Origin of the sequence: Saccharothrix longispora (genome assembly GCF_031455225.1) — a bacterium.
In the GTDB taxonomy this organism is placed as follows: Bacteria; Actinomycetota; Actinomycetes; order Mycobacteriales; family Pseudonocardiaceae; genus Actinosynnema; species Actinosynnema longispora.
In genome coordinates, this window is the sequence record NZ_JAVDSG010000001.1 from 7,120,124 (window position 1) to 7,144,136 (window position 24,013).

At 73.6% G+C, this 24,013-nt stretch carries 23 protein-coding genes and 1 riboswitch; of the genes, 10 read left to right on the forward strand and 13 right to left on the reverse strand.

Translation table 11 applies throughout. From position 1 onward, the window contains the following. Window positions 1–301: 301 nt before the first annotated feature. Genes J2S66_RS30835 through J2S66_RS30855 form a run of 5 tightly spaced genes read right to left on the reverse strand, consistent with a single transcriptional unit; the run spans window position 302 to window position 5,900 of the window. Window positions 302–1,342 carry an SIS domain-containing protein gene (locus tag J2S66_RS30835; RefSeq protein ID WP_310311482.1) on the reverse strand — a complete coding sequence of 347 codons (1,041 nt, stop codon included), beginning with the start codon at window positions 1,340–1,342 and terminating at the stop codon, window positions 302–304. 12 nt (window positions 1,343–1,354) lie between these two features. Next, a complete protein-coding gene (locus J2S66_RS30840) occupies window positions 1,355–2,794 on the reverse strand; it encodes a glycoside hydrolase family 3 protein (protein ID WP_310311484.1) in 1,440 nt (479 codons plus the stop codon). A 7-nt stretch (window positions 2,795–2,801) separates the two neighbouring features. Next, window positions 2,802–3,623: a carbohydrate ABC transporter permease gene (locus tag J2S66_RS30845; protein ID WP_306744489.1), complete on the reverse strand. Its 822-nt coding sequence runs from the start codon at window positions 3,621–3,623 to the stop codon at window positions 2,802–2,804. Beyond that, complete coding sequence (locus J2S66_RS30850) at window positions 3,620–4,612, reverse strand: carbohydrate ABC transporter permease (protein WP_310311486.1); 993 nt, start codon at window positions 4,610–4,612, stop codon at window positions 3,620–3,622. The genes J2S66_RS30845 and J2S66_RS30850 overlap by 4 nt, the downstream gene beginning before the upstream one ends. Window positions 4,613–4,619: 7 nt before the next feature. After that, a complete protein-coding gene (locus J2S66_RS30855; RefSeq protein ID WP_310311488.1) occupies window positions 4,620–5,900 on the reverse strand; it encodes a sugar ABC transporter substrate-binding protein in 1,281 nt (426 codons plus the stop codon). Window positions 5,901–6,127: 227 nt separating this feature from the next. Between J2S66_RS30855 and J2S66_RS30860 the strand changes: the two genes are divergently transcribed. Together J2S66_RS30860 and J2S66_RS30865 are read left to right on the forward strand one after the other, a co-directional pair. Further along, window positions 6,128–6,886 (forward strand): GntR family transcriptional regulator, encoded by a 759-nt coding sequence (locus J2S66_RS30860; RefSeq protein WP_306744492.1) that lies wholly within the window; start codon window positions 6,128–6,130, stop codon window positions 6,884–6,886. A 66-nt stretch (window positions 6,887–6,952) separates the two neighbouring features. Next, window positions 6,953–8,404, forward strand: a complete 1,452-nt coding sequence (locus tag J2S66_RS30865) for an MFS transporter (RefSeq protein WP_310311491.1) — start codon at window positions 6,953–6,955, stop codon at window positions 8,402–8,404. On the opposite strand, the gene J2S66_RS30870 is transcribed toward J2S66_RS30865, so the two are convergent. Then, complete coding sequence (locus J2S66_RS30870) at window positions 8,378–9,358, reverse strand: threonine ammonia-lyase (RefSeq protein ID WP_310311493.1); 981 nt, start codon at window positions 9,356–9,358, stop codon at window positions 8,378–8,380. The genes J2S66_RS30865 and J2S66_RS30870 overlap by 27 nt on opposite strands. A gap of 701 nt (window positions 9,359–10,059) precedes the next feature. Between J2S66_RS30870 and J2S66_RS30875 the strand changes: the two genes are divergently transcribed. After that, window positions 10,060–11,079 carry a S1 family peptidase gene (locus tag J2S66_RS30875; RefSeq protein ID WP_310311495.1) on the forward strand — a complete coding sequence of 340 codons (1,020 nt, stop codon included), beginning with the start codon at window positions 10,060–10,062 and terminating at the stop codon, window positions 11,077–11,079. A 131-nt stretch (window positions 11,080–11,210) separates the two neighbouring features. Here the strand turns inward: J2S66_RS30875 and thiE are convergent, their stop codons facing one another. Beyond that, a complete protein-coding gene (gene thiE, locus J2S66_RS30880; RefSeq protein ID WP_310311497.1) occupies window positions 11,211–11,873 on the reverse strand; it encodes a thiamine phosphate synthase in 663 nt (220 codons plus the stop codon). A 43-nt stretch (window positions 11,874–11,916) separates the two neighbouring features. Beyond that, window positions 11,917–12,028, forward strand: a riboswitch (TPP riboswitch). Between thiE and thiO the strand changes: the two genes are divergently transcribed. From thiO to J2S66_RS30900, 4 genes are all read left to right on the forward strand, one after another. Further along, window positions 12,014–13,015, forward strand: coding sequence for a glycine oxidase ThiO (gene thiO / locus J2S66_RS30885; protein ID WP_374726153.1), 1,002 nt, complete (start codon window positions 12,014–12,016; stop codon window positions 13,013–13,015). (Overlaps the previous riboswitch by 15 nt.) Beyond that, a complete protein-coding gene (gene thiS / locus J2S66_RS30890) occupies window positions 13,015–13,215 on the forward strand; it encodes a sulfur carrier protein ThiS (RefSeq protein ID WP_306744497.1) in 201 nt (66 codons plus the stop codon). The genes thiO and thiS overlap by 1 nt, the downstream gene beginning before the upstream one ends. 1 nt (window position 13,216) lies before the next feature. Continuing rightward, entirely contained in the window at window positions 13,217–13,984 is a 768-nt protein-coding gene (locus tag J2S66_RS30895) for a thiazole synthase (protein ID WP_310311500.1), read from the forward strand. An 81-nt stretch (window positions 13,985–14,065) separates the two neighbouring features. Further along, entirely contained in the window at window positions 14,066–14,506 is a 441-nt protein-coding gene (locus tag J2S66_RS30900) for a MarR family winged helix-turn-helix transcriptional regulator (RefSeq protein WP_310311502.1), read from the forward strand. Between the two features lie 74 nt (window positions 14,507–14,580). On the opposite strand, the gene J2S66_RS30905 is transcribed toward J2S66_RS30900, so the two are convergent. The 3 genes from J2S66_RS30905 to thiC are packed head-to-tail and all read right to left on the reverse strand — an operon-like array spanning window position 14,581 to window position 17,394. Continuing rightward, the gene (locus J2S66_RS30905) at window positions 14,581–14,874 is read right to left on the reverse strand and encodes a hypothetical protein (RefSeq protein ID WP_310311505.1); all 294 of its coding nucleotides are present in this window, start codon (window positions 14,872–14,874) and stop codon (window positions 14,581–14,583) included. A gap of 43 nt (window positions 14,875–14,917) precedes the next feature. Then, window positions 14,918–15,745, reverse strand: coding sequence for a bifunctional hydroxymethylpyrimidine kinase/phosphomethylpyrimidine kinase (thiD, locus tag J2S66_RS30910; protein WP_310311507.1), 828 nt, complete (start codon window positions 15,743–15,745; stop codon window positions 14,918–14,920). After that, window positions 15,742–17,394 carry a phosphomethylpyrimidine synthase ThiC gene (gene thiC, locus J2S66_RS30915; RefSeq protein ID WP_310311509.1) on the reverse strand — a complete coding sequence of 551 codons (1,653 nt, stop codon included), beginning with the start codon at window positions 17,392–17,394 and terminating at the stop codon, window positions 15,742–15,744. The genes thiD and thiC overlap by 4 nt, the downstream gene beginning before the upstream one ends. 204 nt (window positions 17,395–17,598) lie before the next feature. Here thiC and J2S66_RS30920 point away from each other — a divergent pair, with 204 nt between their 5' ends. Beyond that, the gene (locus tag J2S66_RS30920; protein ID WP_310311511.1) at window positions 17,599–18,339 is read left to right on the forward strand and encodes a hypothetical protein; all 741 of its coding nucleotides are present in this window, start codon (window positions 17,599–17,601) and stop codon (window positions 18,337–18,339) included. Between the two features lie 24 nt (window positions 18,340–18,363). Here the strand turns inward: J2S66_RS30920 and J2S66_RS30925 are convergent, their stop codons facing one another. Continuing rightward, window positions 18,364–18,990, reverse strand: a complete 627-nt coding sequence (locus J2S66_RS30925) for a peptide deformylase (RefSeq protein ID WP_310311513.1) — start codon at window positions 18,988–18,990, stop codon at window positions 18,364–18,366. A 111-nt stretch (window positions 18,991–19,101) separates the two neighbouring features. Between J2S66_RS30925 and J2S66_RS30930 the strand changes: the two genes are divergently transcribed. Continuing rightward, a complete protein-coding gene (locus J2S66_RS30930) occupies window positions 19,102–19,398 on the forward strand; it encodes a DUF3263 domain-containing protein (protein ID WP_306745560.1) in 297 nt (98 codons plus the stop codon). Then, the gene (locus J2S66_RS30935) at window positions 19,395–20,057 is read left to right on the forward strand and encodes a LytR C-terminal domain-containing protein (protein WP_310311515.1); all 663 of its coding nucleotides are present in this window, start codon (window positions 19,395–19,397) and stop codon (window positions 20,055–20,057) included. Before J2S66_RS30930 ends, J2S66_RS30935 begins: the two co-directional genes overlap by 4 nt. Window positions 20,058–20,115: 58 nt before the next feature. Here the strand turns inward: J2S66_RS30935 and J2S66_RS30940 are convergent, their stop codons facing one another. Both J2S66_RS30940 and pssA read right to left on the reverse strand, forming a co-directional pair. Then, window positions 20,116–22,461 (reverse strand): AAA family ATPase, encoded by a 2,346-nt coding sequence (locus tag J2S66_RS30940; protein ID WP_310311517.1) that lies wholly within the window; start codon window positions 22,459–22,461, stop codon window positions 20,116–20,118. A gap of 580 nt (window positions 22,462–23,041) precedes the next feature. Then, window positions 23,042–24,010, reverse strand: a complete 969-nt coding sequence (gene pssA / locus J2S66_RS30945; RefSeq protein ID WP_310311519.1) for a CDP-diacylglycerol--serine O-phosphatidyltransferase — start codon at window positions 24,008–24,010, stop codon at window positions 23,042–23,044. Between the last annotated feature and the right edge of the window lie 3 nt (window positions 24,011–24,013).

Sequence of the window (24,013 nt, forward strand, 5' to 3'; positions counted from 1 at the left end):
ACCCGAACGCACGACTCGCCCGACCCGAACGCACGACTCGCCCGACCCGAACGCACGACTCGCCCGACCCGAACGCACGACTCGCCCGACCCGAACGCACGACTCGCCCGACCCGAACGCACGACTCGCCCGACCCGAACGTCGGACTCTCGGGTCCTGAACGTTGGACTCTCGCGGGTCGGGGTTACGACTCGCGAGAGTCCAACGCCCGGGTCGGGCGAGTCGTGCGTTCAGGTCGGGCGAGTCCAACGTTCGGGAGCGGTGAGTTCTCCGTTCAGGACCGGTGGGTCCTGCGTTCGGGTCAGCGGGTGCGGGTGACCTTGTTGAGGCCCCGCGGGCTGTCCGGGTCGCCGCCGCGGGCCAGGGAGAGGCCGTGGGCGATGCGCTGCACCGGGAGGATCTCCAGGATCGGCGCCACCTCCTCGGCCGTCTCCGCCACGGGCACGCGCAGCGCCGCCGGCACCCGGTCCGCGCCCGAGCCGATGGCCACCACGTCGGCCCCGCGCCCGTGCACCACGTCCAGCACGTCGTGCAGCGCGTCCCCGCCGCGACCGCGACTGGTGATCGCCAGCACGGCCGTCTCGCCGTCGACCGCCGCCACCGGACCGTGCAGCAGGTCCGCGCCGCTGTACGCGCGCGCCGCCAGGTACGAGGTCTCGGCCAGCTTCAGCGCCGACTCCAGCGCCGTCGGCAGCGAGTAGCCGCGCCCGGTCGTCAGCACCCGGTCCACGAAGCGGTAGCGCCGCACGGCCTCGGCCACCGCCTCCGCCGACAGGTCCAGCGTGGCCGCGGCCTGCTCGCCGATCGACGCCACGGCCTCGCCGTCACCGCCGCGGACCGCGTCGACCAGCAGGTACAGCGCGAGCAGCGTCGCCGAGTACGTCTTCGTCGCCGCCACGGCCCGCTCGACGCCCGCGCCGACGTCCACCGACAGCTCGGCCGCCGCGTTCAGCGGCGAGTCGGCGGTGTTCGTCACCGCCACGGTGAGCGCGCCCCGCTCCCGCGCGGACTGGGTGACCTCCAGCAGGTCGGGCGACCCGCCGGACTGCGACACCGACACCAGGAGCACGTCGCGCAGGTCCGGCCGCGCCCCGTACAGGGTGGTCGTCGACGGCGACACCAGCCCGGCGGGCACCTGGAGCAGCACCTCGGTCAGGTACTTCGCGTACAGCGCCGCGTGGTCGGACGAGCCGCGCGCCGCGAACAGCACGAACCGCGGCTGCCGGTCGCGGATGACCTCGGCGACGGGGGCGAACCCGCCCCGCCTCGCGACGAGGTCGGTGAAGATCCCGGGCTGTTGGCCGATCTCGGCCGCCATGTGCCCGCCGGGCTGGTCGCTCATCGGTCTCCCTACTCAGGTGCCGGCGGCGGCGATGCGCTCTGCCGCGGCGCGCAGGCACACGCGTGAACCGCCGTGGGTGTCGACGCGGGCGGTCGTGCCCAGGTCGGGACCCGGCACGCCCGTCTCGACGTGGACGAGGTCTAGACCAATCTTAACCAGCGCGGACACCAGGTCGCGAGCCCACGCGTGGCGGTGTGCCTCACGCGTCACCACCACGACGGTACGGCCCGACGCGACCGCCGCAACCTCGTCGGCGGACGAGGAGGGCGGCAGCACGGTCGTCCCCGGCACCAGCTCCGACAGGTACGGCCCGAGGCCCCACGGCACGTCGCCCACCGCGATCGACGCCTCCACCGCCAGGTCCAGCACCACCGGCGCGCCGGACACCCGCAGGTCCCCGCGCACCTCCAGCGCCGCGCGGGCCGCCTTCAGGCCCAGCGACGGGTCGTGCCCGTCCACCGACGACGGGGGAGTGCCGAGCGCCGCGGTCCGCCGCGCCGCCTCCTCCAGCCGCTCCCGCGGCAGCACGCCGGACTCCACGGCCGCCACGATGCTGTCGACCAGCCACCGCAGCCCGTCGTCGTCCAGCGGCTCGCCGCCCAGGCACAGCGCGTCGACGCCCGCCACCAGCGCCCGCACCGACCCCTCGGCCAGGTCCCCGCCGACGGCCTTCATGTCCAGCCCGTCGGTGATCACCGCGCCGGTGAACCCCAGGTCCTCCCGCAGCACGCGCAGCGCCCGCGGGTTGAGCGTCGCGGGCTCCGGACCCCACTCCGGCACGACCAGGTGCCCGGTCATGACCGACCGCACGCCCGCCTGCACGGCCGCCCGGAACGGCACGAACTCCACCGCCGCCAGCTCCGCCGCCGACCGGGGCAGCACGGGCAGCGCCGCGTGCGAGTCCACAGTGGACGCGCCGTGGCCGGGGAAGTGCTTCGCGCACGCCGCCACGCCCACCGCCTGCATTCCCTCCACGAACGCGGCCACGTGCGCGCCCGCCGCCACCGGGTCCGAGCCGAACGACCGCACGCCGATCACCGGGTCGTCCAGCGTCAGCACCAGGTCCGCCGACGGCGCGAGGTTCAGGCTCACCCCGCACGCCGCCAGCCGCGACCCGATGGACGCCGCCACCTCTCGGGTCAGGCCCAGGTCGCCGGCCGCGCCGAGGGCGTGGTTGCCCGGCACCTCCGAGCCCCGGCCGTAGTCGAGGCGGGTGACGTCGCCGCCCTCCTCGTCGATGCCGATCACGACGTCCGCGCGCGCACCCCGCAGCTGCGCGTTCAACGCCGTGACCTGGGCGTCGGTCTCCTCGGCGGTGCCGGCCACGACGTTGCGGCCGAACAGCACCACGCCGCCGAGCCCGTCCGCCACCCGCTTCAACAGCCAGTCCGGGGCCGTGGTCCCGTGGAACCCCGGCAGCAGGACGCCCGACGCGAGCCGGTGCAACGACATGCGGTTCCTACCCCTTCACCGCACCGGCGGTGACACCGGTGACCATCTTGCGCTGCACGATCAGGAAGAACACCAGCACCGGCAGGGTGAACAGGGCGGACGCCGCCATCGCGCCACCCCAGTCGGTGCCGAAGTTGGTCTGGAACCCCGACAGCCACACCGGCAGGGTCTCCTTGGTCTGGTCCTTCATCAGCGACAGCGCGAACAGGAACTCGTTCCACGCCGTCACGAAGGCGAACACCGAGGTGGCGACCAGGCCGGGGCCCAGCAGCGGCAGCGTGACGCGGCGGAACGCGCCCCACCGGCCGCAGCCGTCGACCATCGCCGCCTCCTCCAGCTCCAGCGGGATGCCGTTGACGAACCCGCGCAGCGTCCACGCGCAGAACGGCAGCGTCACCGCGAAGTAGATCAGCGCCAGCGCGGGCAGCCGGTCGAGCAGGTCGAGGTCGCGCATCATCAGGAACATCGGGATGAGCAGCGCCTCGAACGGCGCCATCTGCGCCACCAGCATCATCATCACGAAGCCCTTGCGGCCCCGGAACCGCATCCGGGACAGCGCCACGGCCGCCAGCAGGCCCACGACCAGCGCCGCGGCCACCGCCGACAACGTCACCAGCAGGCTGTTGCCCAGCGCGGAGAGGAACCCGGGCTTCGTCCACGCGGTCACGAAGTTCGAGATCGTCACCGAGAACGGGATCAGGTCGTACCCGCTGGTCAGCATCTCGCCGCGCGGCTTGAGCGCGGTCGAGACCATCCAGTAGGTGGGGAACGCGAAGAACAGCGCCACGACCAGCGCGACGACGTTCCCCGTCACCTTCTTGGCGATCACAGCGCACCCTCCTGGGAACGGACCAGCCTGCGCAGGTACTGGAACGTCAGCAGCGCCAGCAGCGCCACCATCACCACGGAGATCGCCGCGGCCACGCCGAAGTGGCTCTTGGAGATGCCCTCCAGGTACTGGTAGACGGCGAGCGTGGTGCTGCCGCCGTCCGGGCCGCCCCGCTTCATGGCCCAGATCTGCGCGAACACCTTGAAGTCCCACAGCAGGGACAGGAACGTCACCATCAGCAGCAGCGGCCGCAGCTCGGGCCACGTGACCGCGCGGAACGTCTGCCACGCCGACGCGCCGTCGATGCCCGCCGCCTCGTACCGGTCCTTCGGGATGCCGATGGCCCCCGCGTAGAGGGAGAACGCCAGGAACGGGATCGCCTGCCACACGATCAGCAGCCCGATCACGGCCAGCGTGGAGGTGCCGGTGGAGAACCACGAGTGCCCGGCGAACGAGTCGAACCCGACCTTCACCAGGGTCTTGTTCAGGATGCCGTACTGCTGGTCGAAGATCCACTGGTAGACGGTGGTGGCCGCGAGCAGCGGCATCGCCCACGCCAGCAGCATCGCGACCTGGAGCACGACCCGCACGACCGGGCTGATCACGCGCATGAGCAGCGCGATCACCAGCCCCGCCAGGACGGACGCACCCACCACGACCGCCGTGAACACGACCGTGCGCAGCGTGATCGCCCAGAAGTCCGGGTCGCCGAGGATCTCGGTGTAGTTGTCCAGGCCGGTCCACACGACCTCGCCGCGGGTCAGCTCGCGCAGGTTGAGCCTGCGGAAGCTCGTGACCAGGACGGAGAGGACCGGCCAGCCGATCAACCAGAGGATGGCCACCAGCGCGGGGGCCAGCAGCAGGTAGGGCAGCGCCCGGTCGAAGGCGCCGCCCCGACGGCGCGGCGCGCCGTCCGGATGCGCGGCACGCCGCGGTGCCGACGGGGGAACCGTCGGCACCGCGGCGTCGGTCGTGTCCACGGCCGTCATGCGCTCGTCAGCCCGCGAGTGTCTTCGACAGCGAGGCGTTGGCGTCCGAGGTGGCCTGGTCCAGCGACTTCGCACCGGTCAGGTACGCGGTCAGCATGTCCTTCAGCGGGTTCTGGCCCGCCTCGACCGCGGCCCACGCCGGGGTGGTCGGGGTGACCTTGCCGCCGGGGGCGGACTCCGCCAGCGCCTTGCCGACCGGGTTGGTGGCCAGCTTCGCCGTGTCGGTCGAGGTGCCGGGCACCGAACCGCCCTCAGCCAGCATGTCCTGGTACTTCTTGCCGCTCAGCAGCTTGAGGTAGTCCTTGGCCAGGTCGGTGTTCTTGGAGCCGGCCGGGATCGCCAGGTTCGAGCCGCCGAGGAACACCGGGGCCGCCTTGCCCGCCGTCTTGGACGGGATCGGGAACGCCGAGGTCTTGTCCTTCAGGTCCGGGTTGGCCTTGACGGCGCCCGCCAGCTCCCACGGCAGGCCGATCATCATGCCGACCTTGCCGGTGCCGAACACCTCCATCTGCTGCGGGGTGGCCTCGTCGGCGTCCTTCGGGGCCTTGGTGCCCGAGGCGTCGACCATCTTCTTGTAGAACTCCAGGCCGGCCTTGGCCTCGGGGGTGTCGAGCGCGCCGGCCCACGCGGAGCCCTGCGGCTTCGCCACGTCGCCGCCCTCGTCCCAGATGAACGACAGCAGCACGTACCAGGACTGGCCCGGCAGGTAGACCGACTGGAACTCCGGGTCGGCCGCGTTGGCCGCCTTGAGCTTCTCGGCGGCGGCGACCCACTCGTCGCGCGAGGTGGGCGGGGAGGCGATGCCCGCGGCCTCGAACAGGTCGGTCCGGTAGATGACCGTGCGGTTCGCGGCGTAGAACGGCAGGCCGTACTGCTTGCCGTCCCAGGTCAGCGAGTCCTTGAGGCCCCCGAGCCACTGGTCGCCGTTGAGGGCGGAGACGTCGCCGCTGAGGTCCTCGAGGGTTTCCTCAGCCGCGAACTTCGCCGTCTGGGTGTTGCCCAGTTCGATGACGTCCGGCGGGTTGTTGCTGGTCAGAGCGGTGGTCAGCTTCTCCTGGATGCCGCCCCACTTCTGCACCTCGTACTTGACGGTGACGCCGGGGTGCGAGTCCTGGAACTCCTTGTTCAGCGCGTCGGTCAAGGTGGTCGGCGCGGAGCCGTCCATCAACCAGACCGTCAGCGTCTTCGGTTCACCGGAGTCGCTGCCGCTGTCGGAGCTCGTGCCACACCCGGCCACGGCCACCGACAGTGCGGCGGCACCTACGGCGAGTCCTCTCCAGCCCTTCACGTGTGCGCCCTTTCCCAATGCCCGGTCCCAATGACCGATGCGCCCAAAGTGGTGTAGACCAATGCGGCCTAGAGTGTGCCCCGCCACAGGGCATGTCAAGGCCGTTGCTGGACCGTTGCAAAGTCATCGGACCAATTTCTCGGGGCTTGTCGGGGGTTCGGGACCACGATCCGACCCGGACAGGGCATCCTGTGTCTGGGAGCGCTAGCAAGGTCGAGGAGGAAGGCATGCTCGAAACGAGCCCTGCATCCGGCGTGGACGCCAGGTCCCGCGCGCAGCGCGAGCCGAAGTACTGGGGCCTCAAGCGGCACCTGCTCGACCTCCTGCGCGCGTTGCCGCCCGGGTCGCCGATCCCGACCGAGAGGTCGTTGGCCGCGGAGTTCGACGTCTCGCGCACGACGGTCCGGCAAGCGCTTGCCGAGCTGACCGTCGAGGGGCGGCTGCTGCGCGTGCAGGGCAAGGGCACGTTCGCGGCCGAGCCGAAGGTGGCGCAACGCCTCCAGCTGTCCTCGTACACAGAGGACATGAAGGCGCAGGGCAGGCTGCCGTCGTCGCGCCTGGTGGAGGCGTCCGAGATGGCCGCCGAGGCCGAGCTGGCGAGGCTGCTGGGCGTCCGGGCGGGTGCCAAGGTGCTGCGCCTGCACCGCCTGCGGCTGGCCGACGGCGAGCCGATGGCGATCGAGACGACCCACCTGGCCCTGGGCAGGTTCCGCGGTCTGCGCCGCTACCTGGCCCCGGGCGCGTCGCTGTACCAGGTGCTGCGCGAGCGGTTCGGCGTCGAGATGGGGCACGCGGAGGAGACCATCGAGACCGCGCTGGCCTCACCGGAGGAGGCCGAGCTGCTCGGGGCGGACATCGGCCTGCCGATGCTGCTGCTGTCGCGGCACTCGTTCGACACGGAGGGCAACCCGGTGGAGTGGGTGCGCTCGGTCTACCGGGGGGACCGCTACAAGTTCGTCGCCACCCTGAACCGGCCCGCCGACTAGTCCGGCCCGTCAGGCCGGTTCGGCCCCGAAGCCCCCACCACGGCGACCCGCCACCACACTGGGCGGGTGGCGCAGACGGTGGTGTGGGGCACGGGTCGGGCCAGGGCCGTGCTGGCGACGACGATCCTCGGCTCGGGCCTGGCGATGCTCGACAGCACGATCGTCAACGTGGCCCTGCCGCACATCGGCGCCGAGCTGGGCTCGTCCGTCGCGGGCCTCCAGTGGGTGCTGGACGGCTACCTGCTGTCGCTGGCCGCGCTGGTCCTGGTCGCGGGCTCGCTGGGCGACCGCTACGGTCGCCGCCGCGTCTTCACCGCCGGCGTGCTCTGGTTCGGCGTCGCGTCCCTGCTCTGCGGGCTCGCCCCGACCACGGAACTGCTGGTCGCCGCCCGCGTCCTGCAGGGCGTCGGCGGCGCGCTGCTCACGCCGGGGTCGCTCGCGATCCTCCAGTCGGTGTTCACCCGGGCGGACCGGGCGAAGGCGATCGGCGCCTGGTCCGGCCTGTCCGGCGTGGCCGCGGCGGTCGGGCCGCTGGTCGGCGGCCTGCTGGTGCAGGCGTGGTCGTGGCGGCCGGCGTTCCTGGTCAACCTGCCGCTCGCCGCGGTGTGCGTGTGGCTGGCCCGCCGCCACGTGCCGGAGTCACGGGACGAGGAATCATCCGATCACCCGAACATCGTCGACTCGGTCATCGGAGCACTGGGGTTGACCGGGATCACCGCCGCACTGGTCGAGGCGCCGGTGCGCGGACCCGACGCCCTCGTCCTGTCCGCGGCGGTGGTCGGGGTGGCCGGTCTGGTGGCGTTCGTCGTCCGCCAGGTCCGCGGGCGCGACCCGCTCGTCCCGCCCCATTTGTTCAGCGATCGAACATTCGTGCTGGCCAACGCGCTGACGTTCCTGGTCTACGCGGCCCTGACCGGCGTGACGGTGCTGATGGTGCTCCAGCTCCAGGTGTCGCTGCACTACACGCCCACGGCGGCGGGCCTGGCGGGCCTGCCCATCACGGCGATCATGCTGGTGCTGTCCGCGCGCGCCGGGAACCTCGCGCAGCGCATCGGCCCGAAGGCCCAACTCATCGGAGGACCGATCGTCATCGGGGCCGGCATGCTCATGCTGCGGTGGGCAGAGCCGGGCGCGTCGTACTGGACGGGCGTGCTGCCCGGTGTCGTCGTGTTCGGCCTGGGGCTGGCCGCGGTGGTGGCCCCGGTGACGGCGACCGCGCTGGCCGCCGCCCCGGACCGGTACGCGGGGGTCGCCTCGGGCGTGAACAACGCGGTCGCCCGCACCGGGGGCCTGGTCGCGGTGGCCGTGCTGCCGGCCGTCGCGGGGCTGAGCGGCGGCGCCTACGCCGACCCGGCCGCCCTGACCGGGGGGTGGCGGACGGCGCTGCTGGTGTGCGCGGGCGCGGCCGTCGCCGGAGGTCTGCTCGCGCTCGGCACCGACAACGGCGTGCTCGGCGCCGCCGCGACCCGCCCCGACCCGGACCCGGCCGGCTCACCCCCGACGCGGGTCGGCCCCTGACGGGTCCCGCCGGACCAGCTCGGCGAACACCTCGGGGTCGACGTTCCCGCCGGACAGCACCACCGCCGTCGGACCCGCGGGCCGCTCCCGCAGGGCCGCCGCGAACGCCACCGCGCCGCTGGGCTCCACGACCAGCCTGGCCTCCCGCGCCAGCCGGCCGACCGCCGCCGCGATCTCCTCCTCCGACACCGTCAGCACGTCGTCCACGTACGCCCGGATGTGCGCGAACGTCAGCTCGGACGGCTCGGCCCGCAGCCCGTCGGCGATCGTCCGCGCCCGGTCCGCGGGGGGCCACCGCACCAGCGACCCGGCCCGGAACGAGGCCGCCGCGTCACCGGCCAGCTCCGGTTCCACGCCGACGACGCGCGTGCCGGGCGACAGCGCCTTCACCGCGGTGGCCACCCCGGACAGCAGCCCGCCGCCGCTGACCGGTACCAGCACGGTCGCCACGTCCGGCAGGTCGGCCACCACCTCCAGGCCCACGGTGCCCTGCCCGGCGATGACGTCGGGGTGGTCGAACGGCGGGATCAGCGTCGCCCCGAGGGAGGCGACCAGCTCGGCGGCCCGCGACTCCCGCAGCGCCATCGGCACCAGCACGACCTCCGCGCCGAGCGCCCGCGTCGCCTCCACCTTCACCCGCGGCGCCGTGTCGGGCACGACGATCGTCGCGGGCACCCCGAACCGCTTCGCCGCGTACGCCACGGCCTGCGCGTGGTTGCCGCTGGAGTAGGCGACGACGCCGCGCGCCCGCACGTCCTCGGGCAGCCGGGCCAGCGCGTGGTACGCGCCGCGGACCTTGAACGCGCCGACGGGCTGGAGGCTCTCCGGCTTGAGCCACAGCCCGCCGGTCCCGTCCCACCCCTCGTCGCCGAAGCGCAGCAGCGGGGTGCGCACGGCGGCGGGGGCGATCAGCCCGGCGGCGGAGCGGATGTCGGAGATCGTCACGAGTGCCATGCCGCGATCCTCGTCCGGGATCGATCCAGTGCCGCGCGCCGGCCCTCTTCGCCGACCCCGGCCCGCTGATTCGATACCCAGTCGAACGCGGAAACTCCTGCGGTTCCACTCGCCCGGTCCAGCAGCTTTCACACGTCCGAGGCGGAAATCGCCGAATCACTTACATCTGGCAAAACCGCCCGAATCGGTGATCGAGTAACTACCTTGAGTGAGAGTTAACTGTCAAACGCTACACAGCGCAGTTGATTAGACGTGCGCTGTGACACACTTTCGCCTCAGATGGCCTGAACCGTCATAGGTAACAGGGTCATAACGTAACTCGAACGGGTGACTACTGGCCGGTAGAGGCCGGGGAGGAGGGCCTGATGCGGACGCGCGGAGGCCCGTTCACGACGTTCGGTGCGACTTCGGAGATCGGCCCGACACCCGGGACGAGAAATGGAGGGGTGGGGCGACCCCTGCCGCCGCCCCACCACCCGTCCCCCTAGAGCCCCCGAGAGTGGTCCCTGCAACCAGGCTCTCGGGTTCCCTGCACCCGAAGATGAGGGAGACGCCTAATGAACCGCACGAGTGCGGCCCGCCTTGCCGCGGCTGCCTTGCTCGCCGCCGGCGCAGCTACAGCACTAAGCGTACCGGCGATTGCGGACACCGCCGCACCGTATGGCGGAAGCTCCTCCGACACGGAGAGCTACCCCGCCGAGTTGCTCCAAGCGGCGCAACGCGACCTCGGCCTGACCGCCGAACAGGTCACCGCCCGTCTGGCGAGCGACTCCCGCTCCGGTGAGCTGGAGTCCTCCGCCAAGGCGGCCGTGGGCGCCGCCTACGCGGGTTCCTGGATCAACGCCGCGACGGGCAAGCTCGTCGTCGCGGTGACCGACGCGGCCAAGGCGGACGCGGCCCGCGCCGCGGGCGCCGACGCCACGTTCGTCGCCTTCTCGCACCAGCAGCTCACCTCCGCCAAGTCGTCGATCGACGGCATGGCCGCCCCGAAGTCGATCACCGGCTGGCGGGTGGACGAGCGGACCAACTCGGTCGTCGTCGAGGTGAACCGGCACCAGCGCGACGCCGCGGCCGACGCGTTCGTCGCGTCCGCCAGGTCGCTCAGCCCGTCGGTGCGGGTCGTCGAGGTCGACGAGTCCCCGACCACGCTGTACGACACCCGCGGTGGTGACGCCTACTACATCGGCAGCGGCCGGTGCTCGGTGGGCTTCGCCGTCTCGGGCGGCTTCGTGACCGCCGGCCACTGCGGCCGCACGGGCACCGCGACGACCGGCTACAACCGCGTCTCGCAGGGCACGTTCGCGGGTTCCTCGTTCCCCGGCAACGACTACGCCTGGGTGCGCACGAACTCCAACTGGACGTCCCGCCCGTGGGTCAACCGCTACAACGGCTCCAACGTCACCGTGACCGGCTCCACGTCGGCGGCGGTCGGCGCGGCGATCTGCCGCTCCGGCTCCACCACCGGCTGGCGCTGCGGCACCGTCCAGGCCAAGAACTCGACGGTGAACTACCCGCAGGGCACGGTGTCGGGCCTGACCCGCACGAACGCCTGCGCCGAGCCCGGTGACTCGGGTGGTTCGTGGGTGGCGGGCTCCGGCTACAGCCAGGCCCAGGGCGTGACCTCCGGCGGTTCGGGCAACTGCTCCTCCGGCGGCACGACCTACTTCCAGCCGGTCGGCGAGATCCTCAGCGCCTACGGCCTGAGCCTGACCCGCGGCTAGAGCGGCACACCGGGACGCGGTCGTCGCCCCCCTGCAAGGACCGCGCACCGATCGAACGAGGACACCCCCCGGACACCGGTCCGGGGGGTGTCCCCTTTCCCGACGACCACCGGCGCCGACGCTCCACCGGGTCACGCCGGCGGCGTGCCGCCCAGCCGCGCCGTCAACCAGGCCGCGGCCTCGCGCGGGTCCTCGGCCTCGGTGACGGCGCGCACCACCACGACCCGCTCGGCACCCGCCGCCAGCACCTCGGGCAGCCGCGCCCGGTCGATGCCGCCGATGGCGAACCACGGCCTCCCCGCGCCCCCCGTCGCGGCGGTGGCGCGCACCAGGTCCAGCCCCGGCGCGGACCGGCCCGGCTTGGTCGGCGTCGGCCAGCACGGCCCCGTGCAGAAGTAGTCCACGCCCGGCTCGACGGCCGCCGCGCGCGCCTGCGCCACGTCGTGCGTGGAGCGGCCGATCACCACGTCCTCGCCCACGACCCGGCGGGCGAGCGGCACCGGCAGGTCGTCCTGGCCCAGGTGCAGCACGTCGGCGTCCACGGCCAGCGCCACGTCGGCGCGGTCGTTCACCGCGAGCAGCGCGCCGTGCCGGGCGCACGCCTCCGCCAGCACCTCCAGCGCCGCGATCTCCCGCTTCGCCTCGATCCCCTTGTCCCGCAACTGGACCACGTCCACGCCGCCCGCGAGCGCCGCGTCGGCGAACTCCGCGAGGTCCGGCCGGTCGGGGGTGCAGAGGTAGAGCCGTGCGTCGGCGAGCCGCCGCCTGATCCGCGTTCCGTCGAGTCCTGGCACGGCCGCACGGTAACCGCCGCGTCGTCGCGTGCGCTACGGTGGACGCGGTCCGCACGGGAGCCCGGAGGACACCGGGCTGAGAGGGAGCGTGGTCCGCTCCGACCGTCGAACCTGATCCGGGTCATGCCGGCGCAGGGAGCGTGAGTGCCTTGGTCCAACGGGTGACCGTCGTCGGCGGCGGTGTCATCGGCCTGTCCGCCGCCTGGTTCGCGGCACGCGACGGCCACGCCGTCGCGGTCGTCGACCGCCCCTCGCCGCACGGCGGCTCCTGGGTGGCGGGCGGCATGCTCGCGCCGATCACCGAGGCGTGGCCCGGCGACGAGGACGTGCTGCGCCTGGGCGTCGAGTCCCTGGCCCTGTGGCCGGGGTTCGCCCGCGACCTGGGCGTGGACCTCAGCCCCGTCGGCACCCTCCAGGTGGCCGTGGACCGCGCCGACGTCGAGGTCCTCGACCAGCTGTGCGCCCACCTCGCCGGCCTGGGCCGCACCTCGACCCGCCTGACCGCGCGCGAGCTCCGCGCCCTCGAACCCGGCCTGGGCAACGTCCGGGGCGGGCTGTCCGTGCCGGGCGACCTGGCCGTGGACAACCGGGCCCTGCTGCGGGCGCTGCGCGACGCCTGCGCCGCCGCCGGGGTGCGGTTCACCGACGCCCGGGAGCCCGCCGACGTGACCGTCATCGCGGCCGGCGCGTGGAGCCGCGACCTGCACCCCGCGCTGCGCGCCGTGATCCGGCCCGTGAAGGGCGAGATCCTGCGCCTGGAGGCGCGTCCCGGCGCACTGCCCCCACCCCGGCACACGATCCGCGCCCACGTCTCCGGCCGCCCCGTCTACCTGGTGCCCCGCACCGGCGGGTTCGTCCTCGGCGCCACCCAGTACGAGGCCGGTTTCGACGGCGCCGTCACCGCGGGCGGCGTGCGCGACCTGCTGCGCGACGCCGAGGTCGTGTGGCCGGGCGTCGCCGAGTACGCGCTGGTCGAGATGGCCGCCGGGTTCCGCGCGGGCAGCCCCGACAACGCGCCCGTCGTGGACTGGCTCGAACCCGGGGTGCTGGCCGCGACCGGCCACCACCGCAACGGACTGCTGCTCGCGCCCGTCACGGCGCGGCGCGTGCTCACCCTGCTCCGCGAGGGAGGAAACGGCTGATGGAGGCCAAGGTCAACGGCACGGTGCGGGAACTGGCCGACGGCGCGACCGTGGCGACCGTGCTGGCCCTGCTGGGCGCGCCGCCCACCGGCGTCGCGGTCGCGGTGGACGGCGAGGTCGTGCCGCGCGCCGCGTGGGCGACGACCGGGGTGCCCGACGGCGCGGCCGTCGAGGTGCTGACCGCCGTGCAGGGAGGGTGACGTGGACGACCCGCTGGTGATCGCCGGCCGCGAGTTCGACTCCCGCCTGGTGATGGGCACCGGTGGCGCGGCGAACCTGTCGGTGCTCGAACGCGCCCTCGTCGCGTCCGGCACGCGGCTGACCACGGTGGCGATGCGCCGTCTCGACCCCGCCGGCGGCGGCGTGCTGGACCTGCTGACGCGCCTGGGCGTCGAGGCCCTGCCCAACACCGCCGGCTGCCGCACCGCCGCCGAGGCCGTGCTGACCGCCCGGCTGGCCCGCGAGGCGCTGGGCACGAACTGGGTGAAGCTGGAGGTCGTCGCCGACGACCAGACCCTGCTGCCCGACCCGCTGGAGCTGCTGGACGCCGCCGAACGGCTCGTCGACGACGGGTTCGTCGTGCTGCCCTACACCAACGACGACCCGGTGCTGGCGCTGCGCCTGGAGCAGGCGGGCTGCGCCGCCGTCATGCCGCTGGGCTCGCCGATCGGCACGGGCCTCGGCATCCGCAACCCGCACAACGTGGAGCTCATCGTGTCGCGGGCGTCGGTGCCGGTGATCCTCGACGCCGGTGTCGGCACCGCCTCCGACGCCGCCCTGGCCATGGAGCTGGGCTGCTCGGCGGTGCTGCTGGCGACCGCCGTCACCCGCGCGCAGGACCCGGAGCGCATGGCCGCCGCCATGCGCCACGCGGTGGAGGCGGGGCGGCTCGCGCGGTTGGCGGGTCGCATCCCCAAGCGGTTCTGGGCGCACGCGTCGAGCCCGGAGGTCGTCAGGCCCGGGGCGTGAGCAGGTCTCAGCGGTAGGACGATTGCGCGGCACGGCATGATGGATGACCACCGTGTCCGTCTGCCCGAGGAGGAACGTGCCGTGACGGCCGACCAGGTCGACCCGGTGGAGGACGCCACCGCCCGGCTCTTCCTCGCCATCGGCAGGCTCTCCCGGCTGCTGCGCCGCACCGGGTCCCCCGGGCTGGGCCCCGGGGCGGTGTCCGCGCTCGCCACGCTGGCGCGCTGCGGCCCCATGCGGCTCGGCGACCTGGCCGCGAAGGAGGGCGTCGCCCCGCCGACGCTGTCCCGCATCGTCGCCGCCCTGGTGGAAGCGGGCTACGTGAAGCGCGACCCCGACCCGCAGGACGGCCGCGCCTGGCTCGCCACCCCCACCCCGGAGGGCGAGACGATGGTGTCCGGCGTCCGCTCAGCGCGGGTCCGCGAACTCCAGCGCAGGATCGAGGAGCTCACCCCCGAGCACCGCGACGCGCTGCTCGACGCGCTGCCCGCGCTGGAGGTGCTGGTCGGCGAGGTCAGCTGACCCCGCGCGCCCCGCGCGTCACCAGGACGCGCACGACGAGCGCCATCCCACGACGCGGGCGTCCTGCCGTGCGCTCACGCCTCGCCGGACGCGCGGGCCCCGTTCCGGAACGCCACCCGCCGCGCCCGCGTGTCCAACCCGCACGCCAGGTGCGGCACGGTCGCCGCCGGGTGCGCCGCCGGGAACTCGCGCGTCCACCCGTCGAGCAGTTCGGCGCGCATCGCGACCCCGGCGGCCGTGCCCGCGTTGACGCCGGTCCGCCCGAAGTCGTACTCGATGCGCCCGACGGCCTCCAGGGCCGCCGTGTCGCCCAGGACGGGACGTGCCGCGCGGGCGTCGAGCGCCCGCGCGGACAACGCCGCCGGCATGGTCCCGGGGGCGCCGGTCAGGTCGACCTCCGTCCCCCTGGCGCTAGCCCTCCGCGTCCGGCAGCCGCCACAGCGGCGACACCGGCCCCACCCCGCCGCCCAGCGGGTACGACGCGGCCACCGACCGCACCACGAAGTCCTTGCCGAACCGCACCGCCTCCGGCACCGACTCGCCCCGCACCAACCGCGAGCAGATCGCCGACGCCAGCGTGTCGCCGGAGCCGTGCGTGTTCTCCACGTCGTAGCGCGGACCCAGGAACTCGACGAACTCCGACCCGTCGAACAGCACGTCCAGGCACTCCGGGTCGTCCCACAGGTGCCCGCCCTTGACCAGCACCCACTCCGACCCGTAGGCGTGCAGCGCCTCGGCGGCCTTGCGCTGGTCGGCCCGGCTGCGCACCTCGATGCCGGTGATCAGCCGCACCTCGTCCAGGTTCGGCGTGACCAGCGTCGCCCGCGGGAACAGCAGCGTCCGCAGCGCCTCCAGGGCGTCGTCGGCCAGCAGCTGGTGGCCGTGCATCGACGCGGCCACCGGGTCCACCACGAACGGCCCGACGTCCACCCGGTCCACGGCCCCGGCGACGGCCTCGATGATCGCCGCCGACGCCAGCATGCCGGTCTTGGTCGCGCCGATCCCGATGTCGGTGGCCACCGCCTCGATCTGCGCGGCCACCACCTCCGCCGGGATCTCGGTGAACCCGGAGACGCCCAGCGAGTTCTGCACGGTCACCGCCGTGACGGCGGTCATGCCGTGCACCCCGCACGCGAACAGCGTCCGCAGGTCGGCCTGGAGCCCCGCGCCGCCGCCGGAGTCGGACCCCGCGATGGTGAGGACCCTGGGCGGCGTGGCCGCCCCCACCCCGACCCTCACCGGTCCACGACCGGCAGGTAGACCTTGTTGCCCCCGTCGGAGAACTCGTGCGACTTCTCGTCCATACCCGCCTCGATCGCCTCCACAGTGGACAGTCCGCGTTCCTCGGCGTACCGCCGCACGTCCTGGGTGATCTTCATGGAGCAGAACTTCGGCCCGCACATCGAGCAGAAGTGCGCCGTCTTCGCCGGCGCGGCGGGCAGCGTCTCGTCGTGGAACGACCGCGCCGTGTCCGGGTCCAGCGACAGGTTGAACTGGTCCTCCCAGCGGAACTCGAACCGCGCCCTCGACAGCGCGTCGTCCCAGTCCTGCGCCCCCGGGTGGCCCTTGGCCAGGTCCGCCGAGTGCGCCGCGATCTTGTACGTGATCACGCCCGTCTTCACGTCGTCCCGGTTCGGCAGCCCCAGGTGCTCCTTCGGGGTCACGTAGCACAGCATCGCCGTGCCCAGCCAGCCGATCTGCGCCGCCCCGATCGCCGAGGTGATGTGGTCGTAGGCGGGCGCGATGTCCGTGGCCAGCGGCCCGAGCGTGTAGAACGGCGCCTCGCCGCACCACTCCTCCTCCAACCGCACGTTCTCCGCGATCTTGTGCATCGGCACGTGACCCGGCCCCTCGATCATCACCTGCACGTCGTGGCCGCGCGCGACGTGCGTCAGCTCGCCCAGCGTCCGCAGCTCCGCGAACTGCGCCTCGTCGTTGGCGTCCGCGATCGACCCCGGCCGCAGCCCGTCACCCAGCGAGAACGTCACGTCGTAGGTCCGCAGGATCTCGCACAGCTCCTCGAAGTGCGTGTAGAGGAAGCTCTCCCGGTGGTGCGCCAGGCACCACGCCGCCATGATCGACCCGCCGCGCGACACGATGCCCGTCACGCGCCGCGCCGTCAGCGGCACGTACCGCAGCAGCACGCCCGCGTGCACCGTCATGTAGTCCACGCCCTGCTCGGCCTGCTCGACCACGGTGTCCCGGTAGACCTCCCACGACAGCTTCGCCGGGTCGCCGTCCACCTTCTCCAGCGCCTGGTAGATCGGCACCGTGCCGATCGGCACCGGCGAGTTCCGCACGATCCACTCGCGCGTCTCGTGGATGCGCTTGCCGGTCGACAGGTCCATGACGGTGTCGGCGCCCCACCTCGTCGCCCACACCATCTTCTCCACCTCCTCCTCGATCGAGGAGGACACCGCCGAGTTCCCGATGTTCGCGTTGATCTTGACCAGGAACTTCTTGCCGATGATCATCGGCTCGGCCTCGGGGTGGTTCCGGTTGAGCGGGATCACCGCCCGCCCGGACGCCACCTCCTCGCGCACGAACCCCGGGTCCATCCGCTCCCGCGCCGCCACGAACCGCATCTCGGGCGTGACGACCCCCGCCCGCGCGTACGCGAGCTGGGTCACCGCGCCGTCCACCGGCCCGCGCCCGGCCAGCCACCCCTCCCGCAGCCGCGGAAGTCCACTGTGGACGTCGATGGTCGCGTCGACGTCGGTGTACGGCCCGGAAGTGTCGTACAGGTCGACGTGATCGCCGTTGGTCAGCCCCACCCTGCGGAAGGGCACCCGCACGTCCTCGTCCACCTGGACGTGGACCTTGCGCGAGCCGGAGATCGGCCCCGTGGTGACGCTGGGCCGGACCGAACGGTCGTCGAGTGCCGTCACGACATTTCCTCCCTACGCCGGCATTACCCGGTCAGGTTCAGGCGGTCGGCGGCACCGGGGTCGCGAACACCCCAGCCGCCCTCTCAGCCCGCTGTGGCGCGAGCTCCCGCGTGTGTTGAGTTGTCCGCCCGACCATAGCCACGCCCCGACACCGGTGCCAAGGTGCGGATGCCAAGGACCACCGTTTGCGCGTACCTTGCACCCGTGGCTGATCACCAGCCGTTCCCGCCCGGTGCGCGGCGCGTGGCACGCCCCGCCGCCGTCTCGCCGTGCCCGTCGTGCGGCGACCTCGCGGGACGCGGCTACCCCACCTGCCGCTTCTGCGCCGAACTCGTGGACCAGTACTGGCTGCTCGACTGGCAGGAGCTGCTCGCCGCCGAGCAGCTCGCCGAGGGCGGCGCGGGCGAGCGCGAACTCGCCGAACTCGTCCTCGCCGACCAGGTCGGGCGCCACCCGTGGACCTGCACCGACTGGGCGATGACCCTGGTCAGCTGCTCCCAGTGCGGCGAGGAGCTCGGCACCGGCCCCGTCGACTGCGTCCGCTGCGCCATGGCCGACGGCCTGCGCTGGTCCTGGGACCACGGCGGCCACCCCACCTCCATCACGGCGGGCGAGCACGCCCTCCGCGTGGCCAGGGCGGCCCTCCGCGCACCCCACCGGCGACGCGAGCCGGTCGTGCTCGGCTGGCGCCTGCTGATGCCGTTCCTGCTGGTCGGGGAACTGCCGACGGTCGGCCAGGTGCGGCGCGTCCGGGCGGCCGTCCTCGCCGGCGCGTACGCCGAACTGGCCGCTTGCACCAGCCACGGCGAGCTCACCGGGTACCCGGAGCTGCCGTGGCGCCGACCCGAGCGCCCACCGCGCGCCGAGCACCAGGCGAAGCCCCCGCGCGACCGGGCGGCCGACGTGCTCCCGGACCCGGTCGAGCCCGCGGCCGACCCGGTCTAGCGCCCGCGCGCGGCGGCGCGGGCGTCAGTGCCGGTGACCGTGCCCCTCGTGGTCGTCGTGCCCGTGGTCGTCGTCCTCGTCGTCCGCGAACGGGTCGGGCGAGGTCGCCGGGTCCCAGCTCAGCCCCGGCACGCCCCACCCGTTCGCTTTGAGCATCTTCCTCGCCGCCCGCTTGTGCCGCCCCACGAGCCGGTCGAGGTAGATGAACCCGTCGAGGTGGTCCGTCTCGTGCTGGAGGCAGCGCGCGAAGAACCCCGTGCCCTCCACCTCCACCGGCCGGCCCTCGCCGTCGGAACCGGTCACCTTCGCCCACGACGCCCGCCCCGTCGGGTACGCCTCGCCCGGCGCCGACAGGCAGCCCTCGAAGTCGTCGTCCGGGTCCGGCATCCCCAGCGGGACCTCCGAGGTCTCCAACACCGGGTTCACCACCACACCCCGGTGCCGCACGCCCTCGTCGTCCGGGCAGTCGTAGACGAACAACCGCAGGTCGATCCCGATCTGGTTCGCCGCGAGCCCCACGCCGTGCGCCGCCGCCATCGTCTCGTACATGTCATCGACGAGCGTGCGCAACGCCTCGTCGAACACCTCGACGGGACGGGTCGGGGTGTGGAGGACGGGATCGCCGGCGATCCTGATGGGGTGAACTGCCATGACGGGCAGCCTAACGGCGCGTTCCGGCGGACGCGCCGGGCGATGAACCGACCCCGGCGAAGATCACGTGATTGAATGGCACCCACGCACGGGACACGGCTGAGGAGCCAGATGGACGCCGCAGAGGCACTGGCGCCGGCGGAGGGGCCGGCCGACGGTTTGAACGACCGGGAACGCGAGATCCTGGCCTTCGAACGCCAGTGGTGGAAGTACGCGGGTGCCAAGGAACAAGCGATCAAAGAGCTGTTCGACATGTCCGCGACGCGGTACTACCAGCTGCTCAACGCGTTGATCGAGAAGGAAGAGGCGTTGGCCGCCGACCCGATGTTGATCAAGAGATTGCGCCGGTCCCGCTCCGGGAGGCAACGTGCCCGCCTGGCGAAGCGGGCGGGTGTCGAGCGCCGATGACGAACCCCGAACAGCCCGCGGGCTCCGCGCAACCCGCCCGCGCCGCGGGTTACGTGCTGCTCGGCGTGTCCGCCATCGCCCTGGTCGTCGGAGTGGTCAGCCTGTTCACCGGCGGCCCCGACGACGAACCCCCCGCAGCCCAGTCCACCCCGCCGTCGGCGTCCTCGTCAGCCTCGCCCGACCCGTCGGACCCGTCCGGCTCGGACACCGGCACGCCCACCTCGCCGGACGCGCCCGCCGAGTCCTCCGCCGGTCAGGCCCCGACCACCGAGCCGCCGCCCGCCACCACCGGCGGCCCGACGACCACCACCGCCCCCGGCGCGGCCACCCCCGGAACCCCGCCACCCCCGGTGACCCCGAAGCCCCAGGTGCGCGTCTACAACAACAGCACCACCCCCAACCTCGCCTCCCGCGCGTCCGACGACGTGCAGAAAGCGGGCTGGCCGGTCGCCGAGACCGGGAACTACTCCCAGGGCATCATCCCCACCACCACCGTCTACTACCGGCCCGGCACCGACGAGGAGGAGTCGGCGAAACTGCTGGCCACCACCCTCGGCGCCCGCGTCGAGGCCCGCTTCGACGGCATCCGGGACGCGCACGCCGGGATCATCGTGATCGTCACCAACGACTACCGCGGCCCGTCCGGCAAGGTCTCCTGACCCGCCCCCTGGCCACAGGTGCCCCGACCCCTCCGGCCGGGGCACCCGCCGCGAACGGCTACGCCCTCGCGCGGCTCTCCGCGTACGCCGCCAGCGACGCGAGCTGAGCCGGGTCCAACGACGGCCGGACCGCGGCACGCGCCGTGGCCAGGTGAGCCGCCGTCACCTCCGCCGCCTCCAACGACTCGCGCATTGCCGTCAAGGCGGCCTCCCGCACCAGCGCCGCGCAGTCGGCCGCCGAATAGCCCTCCAACTCCTCCGCCAGCGCCGCCAGGTCCACGTCGTCCGCCAACGGCGTGTTCCGCGACGACGCCCGCAGGATCTCCGCCCGCGCCTCGCCGTCCGGCGGCGGCACGTACACCAGCCGCTCCAACCGGCCCGGCCGCAGCAACGCCGGGTCGATCAGCTCCGGCCGGTTCGTCGCACCCAGCACGATCACGTCCCGCAACGGCTCCACCCCGTCCAGCTCGGTCAGCAGCGCCGCGACCACCCGGTCCGCCACACCCGAGTCCGACGACTGCCCCCGCCTCGGGGCCAGCGCGTCCACCTCGTCGAGGAACACCAGCGCCGGCGCCGCCTCCGCCGCCCGCCGGAACAACTCGCGCACCGCCCGCTCGGACTCGCCCACGAACTTGTCCATCAGCTCCGCGCCCTTGACCGACAGCACGTTCAACCGCCCCGTCCCGGCCAGCGCGCGCACCAGGAACGTCTTCCCGCACCCCGGAGGCCCGTACAGCAGCAACCCGCGCGGCGGCGCCACACCCAGCCGCGCGAACGAGTCCGGGTACTGCAACGGCCACAACGCCGCCTCGGTCAGCGCCTGCTTCACCTCGACCATGTCGCCGACGTCCGCCAACGTCAGCCCACCCGTCCGCAACGTGTCCGAAGTGGACATCGAGATCGGGCGCACCGTGTCCAGCGCACCCAGCAGGTCCACCTGCCCGACCCGCGGCTCGGCCGCCTCGCGCTGCCGCAACGCCGCCCGGACGGCCGCCTCGCGCCGCAGCGCCAGCAGGTCCGCGACCACGAACCCGGGCGTCCGATCCGCCACCGCACCCAGGTCCACATCGGACTCCACCGGCACGTCCCGCAGCAGCACCCGCAGCAGGTCCGTCCGCGCCTCCCCGTCCGGCAGCGGCAGCACCAGCTCCCGGTCCACCAACTCCGGCACCCGCAACCGCGGGTCGACGGCCTCCGGGTGCGCGGTCGTCACGACCAGCGCCACCCCGTCCGGACGCCCCCGCAGCGCGTCCAGCACCACCGTGGCCACCGGCGGCGGGGAGGACGCGGGCAGCAGCACCTCGACGTCCGTCACCAGCAACACCGCCGGCGCCCGCGCGGCGGCGATCGCGTCGGCCACCCGCTGCGCCGTGGCGTTCGCCTCCAGGACCGCGATGCTGGGCGCGGCGACCTCCACGACAGCAGCCCCGGCCGCCGCCGCGACCGCGCGCACCAACGTCGCCTTGCCGACCCCCTCGGGCCCGCTGACCAGCGCCGCGAGCCGCGAGGTGGTGCCCAGCTTCGCCAACAGCTCGGGGTGGGTGAAGCTCAGGTCGAGCCACTCGGCCAACCGCTTGGCCGCGTCCCGCTGCCCCACCAGGTCCGCGACGGGCACAGCCGGCACCGCCGACGCGGCGCCCACCACGACCCCGGAATCCGCGCCGAGGCCCTCAACCCCGGCCCCACCCCCGGAAGCCGCCGCGCCACCACCCGCCGACGTTCCCCCCGGTCCCGCCCCGGCGCCTCCGGGCGCCGCCCCGGCACCCGCACCCCGGCCGGCGGGCCACGAGCCCCCGACCCCGGCGACAACCCCCGCGGGTCCGCTCGTGACCGGCAGGACATCGCCCGTCCGAGCCCCGTCCCGCCACCCGACGACGGTCGAAGGCTGGACCGCCACCGGCCCGCCGGCCGGCTCGGTGGCGGTGATCGTGAGCAGTTCGTTGGTCCAGGTCATGCCGATCGCGTTGGACAGCTTCCGCCGCGTGGCGCTCACGTCGGCGCCGGGCGGCGGCGCGAGGTCCTGGGGCAGCAGCGACACCGCGTCGCCGACCGTCAGCACCTTCCCGGTCAGCGCCATGCGCAGCGTCTCGGGCGTGAGCGACGTGCTGGCCAGCCGCGAACCGGCCACCGTGACCGCACGGGCGGCGGCGACCTCGACCGGGGCCACGACGACCTCCGAGCCCTCGGCGAGCCCGAGGTTCGACAGGGTCACGTCGTCCACCAGCGCCACGCCGGGCGGACCGTCACCGGCGGCGGCGAGGGCGGCGCTGACCCGGGCGCCGGTGAGGCGCACGGCGTCCCACGCGCGCAGACCCAGCGCGTCGAGCACCTCGGGGTGCAGGCGCACCACGCCGCGGCGGGTGTCCAGGGCCGACGGGGACAGGCGGGCCGTCAGGGTGATCACGTCTGGAGCGTAGTGCGGGTTCGCGGTCGGCGACGGTTCGTTCCGCCCCGCGCCCGCTCGCAGCCCCGCGGTCACGCCGCCGAGCGCTCCTCGGGAGCGGTCCGGGGTACGGCGTCGGGTGCGGTGTCGACGTCGGGTCCGGTGTCGTCGTCGGGTGTGGCGTCGGAGAGGAGTCGGGAGGGGTGCGGGTGGCGGGTCGGCAGGGGTGTGGCTGGTCGGCGGCTCCTTCGTGTCCAACCGAGTCCCGAGACCCCCGTTTACGTACATGTTTTCCCCGATGATCACCCCATCGTGTCGCCCAAGGTCAGGAAAGCGCAGGTCGTGCTCCGCATTGCCCGGCCGCATTGCCCGACGCATTGCCCGGCCACATTGCCCGACCACCCCGGCATCCGACAACCTGCCGACCCCGACCTGTGGACACTTCCGAACCCGCACGAGGAGCACCGGGCGAAAAGGAACCGGGGCCCGGGGGAATCCCCCGAGCCCCGGAACCGAGACCGAAACACCAACCCGAACCCGAACCCGAATCCCGGTCCGGACCGCGATCACCTACGGCGTTCCCGAAATGCGGACCGCGAAGTCACGGCCGGTCCTGCCGGCGCAGTCCCATGTGCCGCCAGCCACGCCTCTTCCCGGTGTGGCCGGCCCCGTTGGTCTCGGCCGCCACCTGCGTGGGGTCGACCCGACGCGGCCTGCGCACCGCGCGCCGCGCCGCGCCGGCCACCCGGCCGCCGAGCGGTTGCCGCAACCCCAGCCGACGCGCCGCCACGCCGTGCGCGCGCTTGATGGCACGCCGGTCCGCGGCGGGCACCGACCACGCCTCCGGGTGCTTGGCCAACCACCGGTACCGGCGCACCGAGTACGGCAGGTGCCCCAGGTACACGAGCATCGCCGCGATCAGCGCCACCAGTGGGAACGTGATGACCGCCGCCGCCAGCAGGCCCACCAGCACCAGCAGCGGGGCGACGTAGCGCGGCGGGACCTTGATGGTCTTCACCGACAGCGTCGGGATGCGGCTGACCAGCAGCAGCGCGACGGCGACGGTCCACACCGCGACCACCGGCCCGCTGGACCACCACCCCGGCCGGCCGATCTGCTCGTCCACGATCAGCGGCAGCAGCAGCAGCAGCCCGCCGGCGGGCGCGGGCACGCCGACGAAGAACTCCTTCGCGTACGGCGGCTGCTCGACCTCCAGCAGGGTGTTGAACCGCGCCAGCCGCAGCACCATGCACACCGCGAACACCAGCGCGATGACCCAGCCCTGGCGGCTGCCCTCGAACTGCCACACGTAGATCACCAGGGCGGGCGCGACGCCGAACGAGATGGCGTCGGCCAGCGAGTCCAGTTCGGCGCCCATCTTGCTGGTGGCGTCGAGCAGCCGGGCCAGCCGGCCGTCGAGCCCGTCGAACAGCGCCGCCGCCGCGATGGCGCCGATGGCCGCGCCCCACATGCCGCTCAGGGCGAAGTGCACGGACGACAGGCCGGCGCTCATCGCCAGCACGGTGATGGCGTTCGGCAGCAGCCTGATGCCCGGCCCGCTGGGAGCCATCCG